Below are 16908 nucleotides of genomic sequence, written 5' to 3'. Positions count from 1 at the left end.
CAAACCAGTTTGTCAAGGCAAAACCCGCCCGACCCACCTAATGTTTATTTGTACCCACCTAATTACCCAAAACGGCTGACAACAAATAGTTGTGAGTTTTGAGTTCAGTTCTGAATTAAAAAAGTATTTTTTTAGCTCATTAATAATTCAAGACGCAATCGTAGAAGCCTAAAATAGTTGTGAGTTGTGAGTTCTGAATCTGTGCATCATTAATTAAAGAGCCAAGAACTTTTTAGTTGATTAATATAGCAATCGCCAACAGGGTTAGGACATTCTTAATTGCTGAAAAATGAGCTCTTATATTGCTTCTTAATTCTTCCTCCTATCCGTTAAATCCCGTACATTACTCGTTGCCAAACTTCCTTCTGCAATAACTCACAACTTAACGATCGAAGCCGAAAACAATTTTTAATCTTGAGTTTTTAATCAAAAACTTAAGATTAAAAAATCAGAACTACTTTCATCCCCAACTCATGATGGACTCTAACACCGATTTCCGGCGATCGAGCCTCGCCTCTACAGCATTTTTTCAAGAGTTAGGGGCAGAATTAGCATTTATCCAAGACGCAAAGGGTCGATACCTATCTTTTTACTGGCAAAAAGCCGAACAGTACAACCTCACAGCAGCAGAAATTGTCGATCGCCCCCTCAGCGAAACCCTGCAACCCATCGCCCCTAAGCCTTATCTCGAAATCCTGCGCCGAGTGCTCGAAACCCTCGTCCCGCAACGGTTCAGCTATCCATTTTGCCGCGCCGGACAATATTTTCTGTTCGATTTGACAGTCACTCCAGCGATCGACTCCAACGGCAAAGCTACAAAAGTCTTAGTTATGGGAAGGCTGCTGTCTGACAAACCCACAGAATTGCCGCCAGATTCCCCAGAATTCATGCCCGATCCAGCTTTGCCATCCCCCTCCGACGCCCGCCAACAAATGCTCTATCCAGCAAGCCCGATCGGTAGAGCGCTCCCTCCCTACTCCCAAATCGATCGCAACATCATCTCCCAAATCGCTCACAACCTGCACAGAACCCTCGATTTAGAGACAATTTGGCAACAAACAGCTAACAGTTTGGGTCAAGTCTTGAACGCGAGCCGCTGCATCATCTGTTCCTCCAAAAAATCCAGCGAAAATCTCGAATCCTCCCCCTTCCTAGCCTCAGAAAATCAGCAAAATTATCCAGCCCCAGAAGCCGAATTACAAAAGTCAATTGCCAGCGACTGCTCGCCCCCACTTTCCCCAGCTCAAATCGAAAACCTCCAATCGAAAACTTTTAAAGTAGTAGCTGAGTACCGCCAAGAACCTTACTCTTCGATGCTGGGACTAGAACTGCGCGCAGCCGAACAGCCGGGGTGGATTCAAACTTTAGCCACCCTAAAACCTGTAGCACTCAATTACGCCTCCCCCGCCGCCGATCCCTTCGATCGCCATTCAGTGCTCGTAGCAGCCACATCCTATGAAGAACAACCCAATGCCCTCATCTGTTTGCACCGCTGCGGCAGTTCCCCTCCATGGAGTCCAGTCGAACTCGAATTCGCCCGCGAGTTAGTCGCTCAAGTCGGCAGCGCGATCGCCCACGCTACACTTTACCAAGAATTAGAACAAGCCCGCGCCGAAGCCGTCGCTCTGTCCCAACTTAAAAGTCAATTTCTTGCCAATACTTCCCACGAACTCCGCACCCCCCTCAACGGCATCCTCGGCTTCCTAAAACTGGTTCTGGACGGCATGGCAGATGACCCCGTAGAAGCCCACCAATTTATCGAAGAAGCTTACGGATCGGCAGTACACTTGTTCAATGTAATTAACGATATTTTGGATATTGCTAAAATCGAAGCTGGCAAAATGCAGTTAGACCTCGCTCCCGTCAAACTCAACGAACTGTTGCAGCAAGTTGAGAATTTTACCCAGGTTCAAGCACAGCAAAAGCGATTGCAATTTCAGATCCAAAAACCCGCAGCCGAGGACGAAATTATTCTGTACGGCAACTACCAACGCTTGCTTCAGGTAATGTTGAACCTGATTGGCAATGCGATTAAATTTACCAGGGAAGGAGGAATTCGGATCACTGCCGAAGTTATCAAGAAAAAGGTGACGGTTTACAGCCAGCAATTCCCCGGAATGGTAAAAATCCGAGTCGCCGATACTGGCATTGGGGTTTCTCTCGACAAGCAAGATAAATTATTTGAGTCATTTTTTCAGGTGGACGGCGCTCGTACCAGGCAGTATGGCGGCACCGGTTTGGGATTAGCTATTTCTCAAAAACTCATAGAAGCAATGGGGGGTACAGTAAATTTTTACAGTATGGGAGAAGGACTCGGCTCGACTGTTACTTTTACTGTGCCACTTTATCAAGAACCGCTGTTTAAAAATTGATCGCGGGAATTGGTCATTGGTCATTAGTCATTGGTCATTGGTCATTGGTCAATATGGTTCAATTCACCACTTACCAATTTGAGATCGCTCACTTGATAATTTCGAGATTACTGTATCCAGAATTACCAATTCCTGGATAAAAATCATCGAAAATTGCCAATTTTCCTAAAAACACAGTTATATTAGTCACCACAGTATCAAATTTTACATTGTCCGTCACCAATCTCCCTCCATAGATGTTTTGGGTTCAGACCGATCGCCCCCGCCACTTCCAGACCAACGCAGAATTCGCATCAATGGCATTCGGGGGGGTAGGGATAACAGCTCATCTTGATCTGTCCCCTGGGGGATCGCCCCCCCCATTAACCCCCGTAAATCGCCAACTTTACAAGAACTTCATCTCAACTCATAGGACTGATTCAGCTTCCCAATCCCCTAATGTAAAGGATTATTAAGAAAGCTTGACGCTCTCAGTTTTATATGAGAATCATAAAGATATTGTAAAGATTGCCAAACTACTTAGTAATATTTGATTGCCTATGGCAAAATTTAAGTGTAATTACGTAAGTTCCAAATCGGACAGTTTGCGGCCAGCAAATTAAGTAAATTCCTGCTCTGTTGTCCGGCTAGTAAGCTTTTGCAAAATCTAGTAGAAAAAGGGGTTGCTATGAATCAGCAAGTATCAGCTCAATCACAAAAACTTTTACTGCAAATGGGCAGAAAGATTCGTCGAACGTTGGATATCCATACCATTTGGCAGCAAACAGTTAACAATCTGGGAGAAACGCTAGGCCTCAGTCGCTGCATCATTTGTCCCTATCAAAGTTCTAGCCTGCAAGTCAAAGTGGCTGCTGAATACTGCCAAGAACCATTTCTACCCATGCTGGGAGTGGGAATCTCGCTCGCATCAGCACCTCATATCGTTCAAGCTCTAGCCACCCTCGAACCTGTGGTAGTAGAGTCCTTGGGAGCCGATGATCCTTTTGAGCGGCACTCGCTGCTAGTAGTGGCTACCGCTTATCAAGAGCAACCTAATGGCATAATTAGTTTGCACCGATGCGAGGGCGGATCGTCGGGGAATGGTGGGGTCGATCGACCTTGGACTCAATGCCAGATCGAATTCGCAGAAGAACTTGCAGATCAAGTCGGAAGTGCGATCGCCCTTGCCACCCTCTACCAAGAGAACAGCCAGCGAAAACAAGACATATCCCAGTTCAAAAAGCAATTTTTGTTAACCGCATCCCACGAGCTGCGCACTCCCCTAAATCACATCATCGGCTATCTACAACTAACTGTAGATGATCTGGCCGACGATCCTATAGAGGAGAGAGCTTTTATCGAAGAAGCTCACCGTTCGGCTCTCCACCTTTCTAAGGTAATTGGTAATGTCTTAGATTCTATTGAGTCAAGTGAAGCTTGCCAGACTCACGCAGAGTTAGCCTCTTTCAGGAGGCAAGAGAAATCTCTGCACCAGTAAAGATTTGAGCCGCCCATTTAAAAAGTAGAATATTTACCGTGCAGGCAAGTCTTCTGCCTGGAAAATCTTACACTTGCATCTATAGATTCCCTGAATAAATTCAGTGGCTGGTTACTCAATTATTTTTAGGTCATTAGGGTTTTGTCCAGCACAGCATACCAACTACTAAACGTAGCATCTGGGTGCATTTATAGCAGTTGACAGTTGACAGTTGACAGTTGACAGTTGACAGTGTACAAGCATCAAACCGTTTATGCTCCCATGGTCATAGGATCTATTCATGACATTATTTATGTCCTAGCCTATGTGGCGGTTGCTATATCATATTATGTCGGCTAGAACGACCCATAAAATAGGTTTGTAGTGAGAGCTGCAAGTCCTCATCAACCTATGAGGGCTGCAAGCCCTCACTACAAAGTCTTCATTCAGTTGACAGTTGACAGTTGACAGTTGACAGTTGAGGGCGACCTCTACCTGGAAGTCCGAGGATTGGAGTAATGAATAGTCTGATTTTAATTTCTCGCCTTTAAGGTGGAGGCTTTAAACCAATTCTGTTTGGTAACGGTTATTTTACCGAAAATTATATCGCCAGCAAAAGATTGCTGTGGAGCACTTTTAATGTTTTGCACTTGTGCTTGATGGAATTACATATCGCCATTTTTTTTCTTAGTTTCTGGAGGGCTGACATAGCGCGCCCAAAAAGGTTCTTTCATGTTTTTCATCGCGGCTAGTTTTTGGCGCTCCTGCTCTATGCGCTTGCGTTCTGAAAGGTCAGAAAATATATTGATACTGCCGAGTGTCTCGCCTGCGGCATCTCGCACGGGTGCCGCCCACAGCCAAACATCGATCGAACTACCGTCTTTTTTCAACAAAGATACTTCCAAACCTTTTTGCAGTTTGCCATTACCCGCAGACTTCAGCAGCGCGTAAAAATCCTGCTTTTGGCCTTCAGGAATATTCGGCAATGGTTGCCCCACAGCCTCAGCCGCAGTCCAGCCAAAAAGTTCTTCGGCGGCGCGGTTCCACACAAGAGTGGTGCCGTCATTGCCGGTACAGTTAATCGCTAGCGGCGCCGATGCTATCTGTGCTATCGTGACTTCGTTAGCGAGTTGCAGTTTCAATTCTACTTGCTTGCGATCGGTAATTTCCTGACAAGCGCCCCACAAACGCACAACCCGCCCTTCAGTTTTGTCCCAAATCGCTTGCCAAGAGTCGCGCACCCAGCGCACCTCGCCTTTTTGATTTATAATGCGGTACTCGTTGGTTCCAGTGCGGCTGAAACTACAGCCTTCTAACTGTTTAACTAACATTTCCCTGTCATCGGGATGAACGAGTTCAGAGTTCCACCAACCAAACGATTCTAATTGTTGGGGAAGGCGGCCGATGCGGCGCTCAAAAGCTTCTGTCGCCCATTCGCAGGCGAACTTGCCGTCTGCAAGCCTCTGAAAAGAATAGGCAAAATCCGAAGTAATTTGCGATATAACTCTGTAGTGGGATTCCGACTCGCGGACTGCGATTTCTGCTTGCTTGCGTTCCCCAATTTCCCGCGAATTTATCAGAATTCCCTGCACGCTAGAATCGTAAAGCAAACTGTTGCCGATCGACTCCAAGTAAATCCAAGAACCGTTAGCGTGGCGTTTGCGATATTCGATCGTCCCTGGAATTCCGGGATTTTCGAGTAGCTTGCCAAAATACGCCCGCCAAGCCAGCAAATCGTCTGGATGGATTAACTCGCCGTGAAACTTGCCAATTCTCTCTTCTGGGTTGTAACCCAAAACCCGCTCTAGGGCTGCGCTGTGGTATCGCACTCGCCCGTCGGAGCCGATAATAGTAATTATATCGGGAGAATAGCGCAGCGTAGCTTGCAGTTTGGCTTCGCTTTTAGTTAATACTTGATTGTCCCTGCGGTGCTGGCTGATTTCTTTGTCCAATTTCTCCTGTAGCTGTCTGATTTGCGCTCTTTGCTGCGCGATTGTGCGTTCCAAGAGGCGATTTAAATTTTCTGCCTCAACTAACTTTGCTGCGTTATTTGTCGCACTTTCAAACTGGCGGCGGGCTGCCATTTCCTGCAAAGAATTTGATAAATTTTCCACAGCTTTTGTTAAAATTGCCTGTTGCGGGGGTGGCAAGTGGTTAACTTGTTCCTGCAATGTTTCTAAGTATTTGTAAACTGTTTCTAGCATTTTATTAATGAGAGGATATAATAGTTGCCAAAGGTGCAATCCCTCAAAAGTGGACAGAAGTTTTTTCAAGATAACGCATAACTAAGACTGCTGTCAGGCGATCGACTGCGATCTCAATCACCATCTATTTTGTCACTTTATTGGCAGATCGTAGCAAGCTATACAGAAGGTAAATTCTTGTTGCGATCGAATTGCCAGCCCAACAGCACCCCCAAGAAGTGCCCGCAACTGCCCGCAACTGCCCTATCCCGTGAATGCCAGGCTTGGAGCGGTTAAGCTAAACTAGATGTGTGTAAATAGAAAGAGAGATTTATGACAGAGCCAGCCAACGCTCGCGATTTATTTCGCGCTGCTTACGAACACCGTTACACCTGGGATGCCAACTTTCCCGGTTACAGCGCCGATATTGAACTCAAACAAGGCGAGGAAGTATATACGGGTCATGTTTCGATCAAACCGGACATGACCGTGGAAGTCAGCGGCATTGCAGACGAGGAAGTGCAGCAGAGCGTTTACACGCAAATGCGGGACATTGTTACCCACCGCAAGCGCTCATCATTTGAAAAATCTCACGGCAAAAATAGCTTCACCCTCGGCGAGAAGGACAGCACCGACGCTGTGGATATTTTAGTCCAGGGCGACTCCATGGGGTCGAATTATAAAATCCGAGGTCTGTCGATTTCTCAAGTCAGCCGGGTGATGGGCCGCATGGCTTTTGTAATTGACACCCACAAAAGCTTAGAAACGCCCGAAGGTTCTTTGGCGAGCCACTACGACGCGATTTTCCGCAACCCCCAAACTGACGAGATCATCAGAGAACTCGAATTTGAAGATACCTTTGAGAAGATTGGCGACTATTATGTGATGACCAAGCAAGTAGTGCGATCGAAAGAAAAAGGTCAACTGACAACAACCGAGTTTAACTACTCCAACGTCAAACTGCTACAACCAGCAGTAGTGTAGCACTAACCAAAAACCCGATTTCTTAAATAAAACGGGTTTTTGGGTTGGTCTATCAGAATCAACTTGATTTGGCGGCAAGTAACGGTACGATCGAACTAGAGAGTCAACTCCGATCGAGCATCAGCATCACAGAAACCTCATTTTCTGCCAGCGGCTGATCTGAGCGCCCAAATCTTCGATCGAGAAACCCATCAGTTTCTGAAATTTCCCGCTGCTCCGTCAAATCGAACAAATCCGACAAAATCAACTGCAACACATCATCACAGAGGCGAAATATTATGACGACACTAGCACTAACCAGAGATAACGTCGAAACAGTTCTTGATGAAATGCGCCCCTACCTGATATCCGACGGTGGCAACGTCGAACTCGTAGAAATCGACGGCCCAGTTGTACACCTGAGACTGCAAGGAGCTTGTGGCTCTTGCCCGAGTTCCACAATGACTCTGAGAATGGGCATTGAACGCCGCCTGCGCGAGGCCATCCCAGAAATCTCTGAAGTAGAACAGGTAATGTAGCCGATCGCTCAATCATAAAAATAATACGGGATGCGAGAAACGAGCGAGACTTTAGTCCTTCCTAGGGAAGCGGTACGGGGGACTTCAGTCCCCGTGTTCTTTCTTTAGTTGGCCGAGTGATGTGGGTCTTCACTCGCCTAGACTAGACAAATCAACCAGTCTTTAGGGAAACAGAGGTGACTAAAGCTAAAAAAGTAATGGGAGTTCAGCAAGTATTGCTGTCTCCTAACAAGGAACTTCAAGCATTGTTGGAGTATCTCTGTCAACAATCAGGTAAACTGTACAACAGTGGCGTTTATTTGGCTCGTCAAACTTTTTTCAAAACAGGAAAGTTGTTAACTGGAAAGTTTGATTTGTCTGTTGAATCGTCAGTTTCAAAGTCAATGGTTGCTAAGTCCTTGCCATCAACACCAATGCAACAAACATTGATGTCGGTCACAGAGACATTCAAATCTTTTAAAGAATTAAGGGATTTGTACATTAAAAGTCAATTGCATTTTAAGCCCAAGCCACCGGGATACCTGAAAGGGTCTAAGCTGTTCAAAGTAGCTTATCCTAATTCTGGAGGGTTAAGACCGAAACTTGTTGGCAATCACTTAATATTTTCCTTGGGGTTGACGGCCAGCATTGGTACACTAATAATTGGGTGGAATCAAGGTTTCAAATCTAACAGCAATCTGGGCAAAGTGAACAATCAAAAATTCGTTAAAATGCCTTTAGGTAAACTGAAAAATAGGTTAAAAAAACTGTGTGATTTGCACGGCATCAAGTTTGCTGAAACCGAAGAAGCCTATACATCGAAAGCTAGTTTTTTGGATGGAGACTCCCTGCCCAGATATGGTGAAAAGCCATCTGGGTGGAAAGCATCTGGAAAACGAATTAAACGTGGACTGTATCGGTCAGCTAATGGAACGGTGGTGAATGCAGATTTAAATGGTGCTGCCAATATTCTCAGAAAAGTAGTCAGTAAGTTAGGTGTAAGCCTTGACCAACTGAATAGGCGGTGTTTGACGACCGTAGCGAGAGTTAGACTTTGGGTGTTACCCAAGCTTGCTTTGTCCGCAGAATCTCAGTGTCTTTAGACCTGAGAGTGTCAATGAAACTGCCAGACCTTGTAACTTTAAACCTCAGATGAGGTATGAATTTTCGCAGTCCGATCGTCAAAGCACCCTATCTCGGTATTGAGGAACGCGCATGGAGCCATCAAACACAATGAAGACGACTGATTCCCCCCAAAACCTTCTGCACAGAATTCGCAAGCAATTGGGATACGCAAAGTACGTATTGTTGGACGGCGGACATCAGGAAGTCCGATATAAATTGCGGCTCAAACGCCTGAATAGTTGGGCGGGTAATCTCCTCGACAAACTGGCGTCCGAGGGCGTCCTCAATCCGATCGATACTCCAGTCGAATCAGAGATCGAAGTTCATATGCTTTGCGGTCATTCCCACATAACGATGGGAATCTGGAGCTTGTGGAGCCTGCTCCGATGGACGGACGGCAAGATGACCCCGGTGATTCACTCAGACGGTTCGATCACCCCAGAGGATGTCTTGCGGTTTAGGCAGTTTTTTCCAAACATTCAATTCATTTGGCATGAAGACGCCCAGAAGTGGGTCGATCAGCGGTTAGCGGGAAACGAGTTTGAATTCTTGCGAAGCTTCTTCGGTACTCACTTCTTTGGCTCGCGACTCGTTGCTTCCCATATGTCAGAGCGGGCGAAAGTGGTGGTTGCTCTAGACTCCGATGTCCTGTTTTTCGATCGCCCGACGGAGATGCTCGAACAGTGCTTGGTGGCCCACGAAAGTCTCGCGCTAACAAGCTTTCGCGACGAATTCGACTGGGTGTCGGTATTGGCTCCGGTGAAGGAGTTCGAGGCGCGGTGCGGGACTCGTATCGAATGCGGATTCAACTGCGGTATGGTCGTGATTCCCAAGTTTGGGGACGAGCAGTTTCAGTTCCTAGAGCGGATGCTGCGCGCCTACACGCCCGAATGGCGCGCCCATTATTTCGCAGAGCAGACCCTGATGGCCCTGATGGCCGGAGAGTTCGGGTGGAATGAACTGCCGCCTTCGTACCAGATGGGACTAGCGACAAATTCCTCAGATGCGATCGCCATTCACTACGTCTCAAACCAAGCAGTCCGTCCCCGATTCTTCTCCGAGGGAGTCGCCCAGCTAGTCGGGCGACGACCATAATGCTCCCAAACGGTGTTCCGCGAGTTGCAACAGAAATATAGCCTTTATCAGTTAAATTAGCTGCTCCTCGCGGAAATCAGTGGTTCCTTTTCATAGAAGGGAATTGCGAATTAGTTTTTTCGTACCTCACTTCAACAGGACTAATATCATTTCCGGTTGGATTGGAATTAATATTATCCAAAATCTCGCTGATCATTCCGGCGCAGCCAGAATTGATATTATCCACAAACTCTATTTGTTGAGTGCTTAGGTTGCACCTTACATTCATTATTGGTAGTGTAAAAACTTAAAATTTGCGTCCAGGAGTATTCAAAAAAAACCTCCCTAATTCGCGGTTCACGATTGATTTAAAGCAGTAAATCTATAGGCAGACCAAACCCCAAAAAGTACCGAGCTGACAGCAGGGCTGCAAGAAACACTGAAAGCAGAATTGTTGCTTGAAGGTCTTGCACCAAAGCATTCAATCCTTCGCGGCAAAGACCGTAGCTAATTGCAGCATAGAAGCCAAGGTCATTCAGGGCAACTGCGACGATCGCCCCCACCAATCCTGCGGTGGAAAATCCCACCCACAATCCAATGCTAGTCCAAAGAAACCGCAAGAATTGACCGAAAGCTGGATATTGAATTTTCCCGATCGCAAATAGAGCTGACTCAATTCCGCTATTGCAAAGTACCCGAGGCCAGATGCCCAGAGCTAGGATCGGCAACATCCAAGCAGCCTGAATATACCGATCGTCATACAATATCTTAATCGCGACATCTCCAAAGCTCACCAAGAGTGCTAAGCCAGCCGCAAATGCGATCAGGATCGGTTGGCGATTTTTGAGGATCTTAGCGCGAAGTATCTCGCGAGGCTGTTCAACAAACTTGGTAATAGCCGGAAACATCACCTTGCCACTCAGAGCTAAAGTGACAGAGCGCGGTATGTCAGCAAGCGTCAGAGCAACGCCGTAAATGCCCAAAACATCCAATGTCAGTATTTTTCCCAGAATCAGCCGATCGGCTTGCTCAGCAAAAAATGTTAAAGCCGTGGACACAAATATCCACTTTCCAAAAGACATAATTTCTTTAACTACCTCTTGATTCAAGATGAAGCGGTGAGGCGAACCAGAATTCCAATAGTGGCTCAACGCCAATTGCAGAATTTGTGATGCAAAGGAGCCGATCAATATCGCCCAGATGGTCGGACTGAACCAAGCCCAAGCAATCATTACCACAATCCCCATTAACTGTCCCGACAACTCATAAATTGCCAGCTTACGAAAATCCATATTCCGGTTGATCGTGAATATCGAAGTTGAATTGAACCCAGAGATCACTGTGCCCAAACCCACCACAGGGATTAACCAGAGGAACTGAGGCTGTTGGTATAACTGGGAAATTGGCCAGGCCATCAACAGCGTACAAAACCAAAGAATCAGGCCCCGATATACCTGCAAAGTCCAGGCTGTGTTGAGAAAATCGGGTTCTTGCCCGCGCTTATTCTGGATGAGGCTAGTACCGATACCGAGGTCTGAGAACAGGTGCAGAGCCGTGATGAACACGTAAACGAGACTGATCAGACCAAACATTTCCGGTACTAGCAGGCGAGTCAGGATCAGGTTACTACCCAACCGCAGCACTTGACTGAGCCCGTAGCTAGCGATCGTCCACACTGCCCCTCGGACAGCAAGCTGTTTAACTGATGACATAATAAATTTAGCGTAAGAGAAACCGAAAGAGCGGGCTTTTGAGCGAAGTTGTGGTACCAGTTGCTTTTAGCAGCGTGCCTGCTAACACAGAAAACGGTCGCCTATCTATGGAACTATTGATACCGAGATTTCTCCATTTTCGACCTCAACAGCACTGCCAAGAAAGCTGCTCTGTGGAGCGATCGGCACCATACTGGTCGGCAGCTCCCGGTGCCCTAAATGTGTCGATCTGACTAGCATAGTTCCACTGTACTTAACAAAAACATCATAAACTTTATGTTAGTGAACAGAGTGGAATTTATCTGAAAGTTGCACAAGACGTAACTAGCTCATCAATAATTACTCATTACCAATGTCACACCCTCTCTACGTCGCCTTTATTTGGCACCAGCACCAGCCTTTGTATAAATCGAGGGCATCCGCTGCTGAGCCAGACACCAGTTCGGGGTCAAACTCGCCGATATTGCAGTCCCCCAAATTTCACCTCCAAGAACACTATCGACTGCCTTGGGTGCGCTTGCACGGCGTCAAAGACTACTTAGATTTAGTTTTGATTCTGGCAAAATACCCCAAACTGCATCAAACAGTAAACCTGGTTCCGTCCTTGATTTTGCAGATAGAAGACTGCATCGCCGACAGAGCATTAGACCCTTACTTGGCGGTCACTCTCAAGCCCGCCGAAACTTTAAACATCCAAGAACAAGAGTTCATTTTAGAACACTTCTTTGATGCCAATTACCACACCCTGATTCAGCCGCATCCCCGCTACGCTCAACTCTACACTCAACGGCAGGAAAAAGGCATTCAGTGGTGTTTGGCAAACTGGAAAGTGCAGGATTTTGGCGACTTGCTGGCGTGGCACAATTTAGCTTGGATTGACCCGCTGTTTTGGGATGACCCCGAGATTGCAGGCTGGCTCAAACAAGGACAAAATTTCAATCAGGCAGACCGAAAAAAAATCTACTCAAAACAAAAAGAAATCCTCGCCAGAATCATTCCACAGCACCGTAAAATGCAAGCTGAGGGACAGTTGGAAGTCTCCACAACCCCCTACACGCACCCGATTTTACCGCTACTTGCTGACACCAACGGCGGCCGCATAGCGATTCCTAACATGACGCTGCCAGAACACAGGTTTCAGTGGGCAGAAGATATTCCCAGACATTTGAGAAAAGCCTGGGATATGTATCAAGACAGATTTGAGTGCCAACCGCGTGGTTTGTGGCCGTCGGAACAAGCAGTCAGCCCGGAAATTTTGCCCTACATTGCTAAACAAGGGTTTAAATGGATTGTCTCGGATGAGGCGGTATTGGGGTGGACAATTAAACACTTTTTTAATCGCGATGGGGCGGGGAATGTTTGTGAACCAGAATTGTTATATCGCCCTTATCGTTTAGAAACTCCTGATGGGGATTTGGCGATCGTATTTCGAGACCACAGATTGTCTGATTTGATTGGGTTTACCTACGGTTCTATGGAACCGGAAAAAGCAGCATCTGATTTGGTGGGACACTTGGAGGCGATCGGCAGAACTCTCAAACACCGACAGTCAAGCGGCCAAACAGCTTTAGAAAATCCCTGGTTAGTGACGATCGCCCTAGACGGCGAAAATTGCTGGGAATTCTATCCCGAAGACGGCAAACCGTTCTTAGAATCACTCTATCAAACTCTCAGCGACAATCCCGATATCAAATTAGTCACAGTCTCGGAATTTCTCGACAAATTCCCAGCCACCGAAATCATACCCGCCGCCCAACTCCATACCGGTTCCTGGGTAGACGGTTCCCTGACAACTTGGATCGGAGATCCCGCTAAAAATCGCGCTTGGGACTTGTTAGGGGCCGCGAGACAGGTACTAGCAAACCATCCAGAGGCCACAGAAGAGAGCAATCCAGAAGCTTGGGAAGCGCTGTTTGCGGCCGAAGGTTCCGATTGGTTCTGGTGGTTTGGCGAAGGCCATACGTCGAACCAAGATGCCATGTTCGACCAGCTATTTCGCGAACACCTAGCTGCCATCTACGAAGCTCTGGGCGAGCCCGTACCCCCGGATGTGCGACAGCAAGTAGAGGTGCACCAGGTTCAAGGTGACCACCTGCCGCTGAGCTTTATTCACCCGATTATCGACGGTATCGGTAACGAACAGGATTGGGACAAAGCCGGCCGGATTGAAGTTGGGGGAGCAAGGGGTACAATGCACCGGAGTTCGGCAATTCAGCGGCTTTGGTACGGTGTCGATCACTTGAATTTTTACCTTCGCGCCGACTTTAAGGCTGGGATACGCCCGGGTATTGATTGCCCGCCGGAGTTGAATTTGTTCTGGTATTATCCCGATCGCACAATGCACAATAGTATGATTCCGCTGTCGGGTTTGCCAGACGAAGCACCGCTAAACTATCGATTCCACCATCAGTTAGAGATTAATTTGCTGACGAAATCGATTTGGTTTCAGGAAGCAGGAGAGCGCGATGAGTGGCATTCCCGCATCAGCCGCGCCCAAGTGGGACTGGATAAATGTTTGGAGGTAGCAATACCCTGGGCGGATTTGCAAATTATGCCCGACTGGCAAATGAGGCTGATTGCGGTTTTATCGGAAGGGGAGCGTTATTCTAGTTCTATGCCGGAAGATGCTTTGATTCCGATCGGAATGCCGTAAAAAGACAGTTGACAGTTGACAGTTGACAGTTGTCAGTAGTCATTGGTCATTAGTTATTGGTCATTAGTCCTATTGTGTCCGGTCGTTCTACCGCTATAAAATTGGTTTGTAGTGAGGACGACCGTCCTCTGTCTTATGAGGACTGAAGTCCTCACTACAAACCTGAGACTGGGTGAATTTACCGAACATCAAATCATTAGTCATTGGGAAATTATCAAACTAATGAGCCGCATTTTGCTCTTGATCGATCGCCTCCAACAACAACATTTGCCGATCGCACACCTCAACACCGACCATGAGGTGATAGTACCCGACGATCGCACTTCAGAACCAAACTCGGATTTTCCCATTACCCAAATTGCTTTTGACTTGTGCATTCTCGACGAGGAAAACTTCGATCGCATTGGGCCGCTGGTAGAAGCATTAAAAGCAGCCGCCGCTCCGATATTTTTACCGTTTTTGCTCGTGACAAAATCCCAAATTTCGGCTGTTTCTGAGCCGCCGTTTTCGCTGAGTGCAAAACAACTCCAAGGCAAAATTGACGATTTAATCACAACTCCCGTAGATGCCACCCAACTGCACTTACGGGTAGAAAATTTGTTGGCGCGCAGGCGATTGTCCCTAGAAATCCACCGACTTCAGGAAGTAATTAAAGAACGCACTTTTACCGAAAGTTTGTTAATCGACTCGGTGCAAACGGCAAACGAAAACCTGCAACAGGAAATCGCCAAGCGGGCCCAGGTTGAAGCTGCACTGCGAGAAAACTCCTATCTCGACTTGCTGATGAATGCCATGCCAGATATTGTCTGCTTCAAAGATGGCGAGGGCAGGTGGCAGGAGGCAAATCAAGCGATATTGGAAGTCTTCGAGCTATCAGCAGATGAATACCGCGGGCTGACAGATTCTCAGCTAGGAGAACTCAGCAGTTTTTACCGGGAGACCCTACAGGCGTGCGAAGTAAGCGATCGAGCAGCGTGGGAAAAAGGTACACTTTCTAGGGGAGAAGAAGTGGTTCCGCGATCGGACGGTACTCTAAAAATCTACGACGTAATTAAAGTACCCGTATTTCACCCCGAGGGCAGACGCAAAAGTATCGTGATTTTGGGCCGCGACATTACCGAATACAAGCAGGCGCAAGACGAACTGGTGCGCTTAGCGTCCATTGTCGAGTCTTCCGACGACGGCATCATCAGCAAAACCCTCGCCGGGACAATTCAGAGCTGGAATACAGGGGCCGAGAAGCTCTATGGCTACAGCGCGCAGTTCGTCAAGGGGCAGTCGATCGAGATTTTAGCAATTCCCGAACGCCCCAAGGAAATGTCGCAAATTCTGGAAAATATTCGGGCTGGAGCCACTATCGACCATTACGAAACCCTGCATTTGCGTAAAGACGGCAAACAAATAGATGTCTCCCTGACGATTTCTCCGATTAAAGACGCGACAGGAACACTAACGGGCATTTCGACAATCGCTCGCGACATCAGCGATAGCAAGCGCATCGAAAAAGCGCTCGAACAACTCCGCCACCAAAATGAAATGATTTTGTTCTCCGCAGGCGAAGGAATTTGCGGGTTGAATAAACAGGGAAAGGTAACTTTTGTGAATCCGGCGGCGGTAAGAATGGCCGGCTGCCAGTCGAAGGAATTGATCGATCGACCGCTCTATGAAACCATACACCGTTCACAGGAAGAATGCTCGCGGGCGATCGAGCTTTTGTCATCTGCAACAGACATCAATTCCGGCTCTCAACTTGCCCCACACTGCGCCGCACCGGCGACGGGAAAACTGTCGAACCCAGTAAGTTCTCAAATTTTAGACACTTTGGTAGACGGAGAGGTGCGGCGCGTCACCGATGAGGTTTTTTGTCGGCGAGATGGCAGCAGTTTTCCGGTTGAGTACGTTGTCGCTCCGATGCGAGAACAAGGCGAAATTATTGGCGCTGTGGTGACTTTTAAAGATATCACCGATCGGCTGGCGATCGAGCGCATGAAAGATGAATTCATTTCTGTTGTCAGCCACGAATTGCGGACGCCGATGACCTCGATTCACGGAGCCCTCGGCCTCCTCAACAGCGGCATCCTTGACGCTCACCCCCAGAAAGCCAAGCGGATGATGGAGATTGCTGTTACTAATACTGACCGTTTGGTGCGCTTGGTCAACGACATCCTGGATTTAGAGCGGATGCAGTCGAATTACAGCACTGCCATCAAACAAATTTGCAATGTCGCGGATCTGATGTTGCAGGCTGCTGAGGAGATGCAGGGAATGGCTCAGCAGGCAGGAGTTACTCTGTCGGTGACGCCTGTGGGGGCGCAATTACTGGCTGTTCCCGATCGGCTAATTCAGGCCTTGACAAATTTGCTCAGTAATGCTATAAAATTTTCGGCTCCGGGTGCTAGGATTTGGCTAAGCGGGGAGTTGACGCGCGATCGGGATGTGGCAGAAAAAGCTGGGTCGTCTTTATTGTCTCCTGAGCCGGCCGCCAATCCGCACTTGCCAGTGAGTTCGGAAATCCTGATTGCTGTTAAAGACCAAGGACGCGGCATTCCGGCGGACAAGCTAGAGATGGTCTTTGAGCGCTTTCAACAGGTTGATGCTTCTGATTGTCGCCAGAAAGGAGGAACTGGTTTGGGGCTGGCTATTTGTCGCAGCATCGTGCAGCAGCACGGGGGCCGGATTTGGGTGGAGAGCGTTTTGGGGGAAGGCAGCACTTTTTTCTTAAGTCTGCCACTTATTGGGGAGCGAGAAAGTTAAGGGAAGTCCTTGGTCGTTCGTCATTAGTCATGAAAAAAATTGAATGCCAAAATTTTCATTCCCTCCTAGATGCAGAAACTGGTTTTTTTTTACCTAAA

At 47.5% G+C, this 16908-nt stretch carries 12 protein-coding genes; 8 read left to right on the top strand and 4 right to left on the bottom strand.

Features of this window, described 5'->3' with window-relative positions; genetic code table 11:
- The first annotated feature begins 476 nt into the window (after positions 1-476).
- Positions 477-2372 carry an ATP-binding protein gene (locus tag QUB68_RS07005; protein WP_332991154.1) on the top strand — a complete coding sequence of 632 codons (1896 nt, stop codon included), beginning with the start codon at positions 477-479 and terminating at the stop codon, positions 2370-2372.
- 88 nt (positions 2373-2460) lie between these two features.
- Here QUB68_RS07005 and QUB68_RS07000 read toward each other — a convergent pair whose 3' ends face one another.
- Positions 2461-2592 (bottom strand): hypothetical protein, encoded by a 132-nt coding sequence (locus tag QUB68_RS07000; RefSeq protein ID WP_332990681.1) that lies wholly within the window; start codon positions 2590-2592, stop codon positions 2461-2463.
- A gap of 447 nt (positions 2593-3039) precedes the next feature.
- Here QUB68_RS07000 and QUB68_RS06995 point away from each other — a divergent pair, with 447 nt between their 5' ends.
- A complete protein-coding gene (locus QUB68_RS06995; RefSeq protein WP_332990680.1) occupies positions 3040-3849 on the top strand; it encodes a sensor histidine kinase in 810 nt (269 codons plus the stop codon).
- Between the two features lie 644 nt (positions 3850-4493).
- Here the strand turns inward: QUB68_RS06995 and QUB68_RS06990 are convergent.
- Entirely contained in the window at positions 4494-6032 is a 1539-nt protein-coding gene (locus tag QUB68_RS06990; protein WP_332990679.1) for a PAS domain-containing protein, read from the bottom strand.
- A 312-nt stretch (positions 6033-6344) separates the two neighbouring features.
- Here QUB68_RS06990 and QUB68_RS06985 point away from each other — a divergent pair, with 312 nt between their 5' ends.
- The gene (locus QUB68_RS06985) at positions 6345-6995 is read left to right on the top strand and encodes a DUF3386 domain-containing protein (RefSeq protein WP_332990676.1); all 651 of its coding nucleotides are present in this window, start codon (positions 6345-6347) and stop codon (positions 6993-6995) included.
- A 103-nt stretch (positions 6996-7098) separates the two neighbouring features.
- On the opposite strand, the gene QUB68_RS06980 is transcribed toward QUB68_RS06985, so the two are convergent.
- Positions 7099-7251: a hypothetical protein gene (locus QUB68_RS06980; RefSeq protein WP_332990674.1), complete on the bottom strand. Its 153-nt coding sequence runs from the start codon at positions 7249-7251 to the stop codon at positions 7099-7101.
- Between the two features lie 22 nt (positions 7252-7273).
- Between QUB68_RS06980 and QUB68_RS06975 the strand changes: the two genes are divergently transcribed.
- The 3 genes from QUB68_RS06975 to QUB68_RS06965 all read left to right on the top strand — a co-directional run bounded on the left by QUB68_RS06975 (position 7274) and on the right by QUB68_RS06965 (position 9712).
- Positions 7274-7513, top strand: coding sequence for a NifU family protein (locus QUB68_RS06975; RefSeq protein WP_193975189.1), 240 nt, complete (start codon positions 7274-7276; stop codon positions 7511-7513).
- A gap of 176 nt (positions 7514-7689) precedes the next feature.
- On the top strand, positions 7690-8595 hold the full coding sequence (locus QUB68_RS06970) for a zinc ribbon domain-containing protein (protein ID WP_332990671.1): 906 nt from the start codon (positions 7690-7692) through the stop codon (positions 8593-8595).
- Between the two features lie 130 nt (positions 8596-8725).
- Positions 8726-9712 carry a hypothetical protein gene (locus tag QUB68_RS06965; RefSeq protein ID WP_332990669.1) on the top strand — a complete coding sequence of 329 codons (987 nt, stop codon included), beginning with the start codon at positions 8726-8728 and terminating at the stop codon, positions 9710-9712.
- Positions 9713-10059: 347 nt separating this feature from the next.
- Here QUB68_RS06965 and QUB68_RS06960 read toward each other — a convergent pair whose 3' ends face one another.
- Positions 10060-11403 (bottom strand): oligosaccharide flippase family protein, encoded by a 1344-nt coding sequence (locus QUB68_RS06960; protein ID WP_332990667.1) that lies wholly within the window; start codon positions 11401-11403, stop codon positions 10060-10062.
- A 352-nt stretch (positions 11404-11755) separates the two neighbouring features.
- Between QUB68_RS06960 and QUB68_RS06955 the strand changes: the two genes are divergently transcribed.
- Both QUB68_RS06955 and QUB68_RS06950 read left to right on the top strand, forming a co-directional pair.
- Complete coding sequence (locus QUB68_RS06955) at positions 11756-14056, top strand: glycoside hydrolase (protein WP_332990665.1); 2301 nt, start codon at positions 11756-11758, stop codon at positions 14054-14056.
- A gap of 135 nt (positions 14057-14191) precedes the next feature.
- Positions 14192-16810 carry a PAS domain S-box protein gene (locus QUB68_RS06950; protein ID WP_332990663.1) on the top strand — a complete coding sequence of 873 codons (2619 nt, stop codon included), beginning with the start codon at positions 14192-14194 and terminating at the stop codon, positions 16808-16810.
- The last annotated feature ends 98 nt before the right edge of the window (positions 16811-16908 follow it).

Origin of the sequence: Microcoleus sp. A006_D1 (assembly GCF_036702805.1) — a bacterium.
Taxonomy (GTDB): Bacteria; Cyanobacteriota; Cyanobacteriia; order Cyanobacteriales; family Microcoleaceae; genus Microcoleus.
This window is presented reverse-complemented; position numbering and strand designations above follow the sequence as displayed.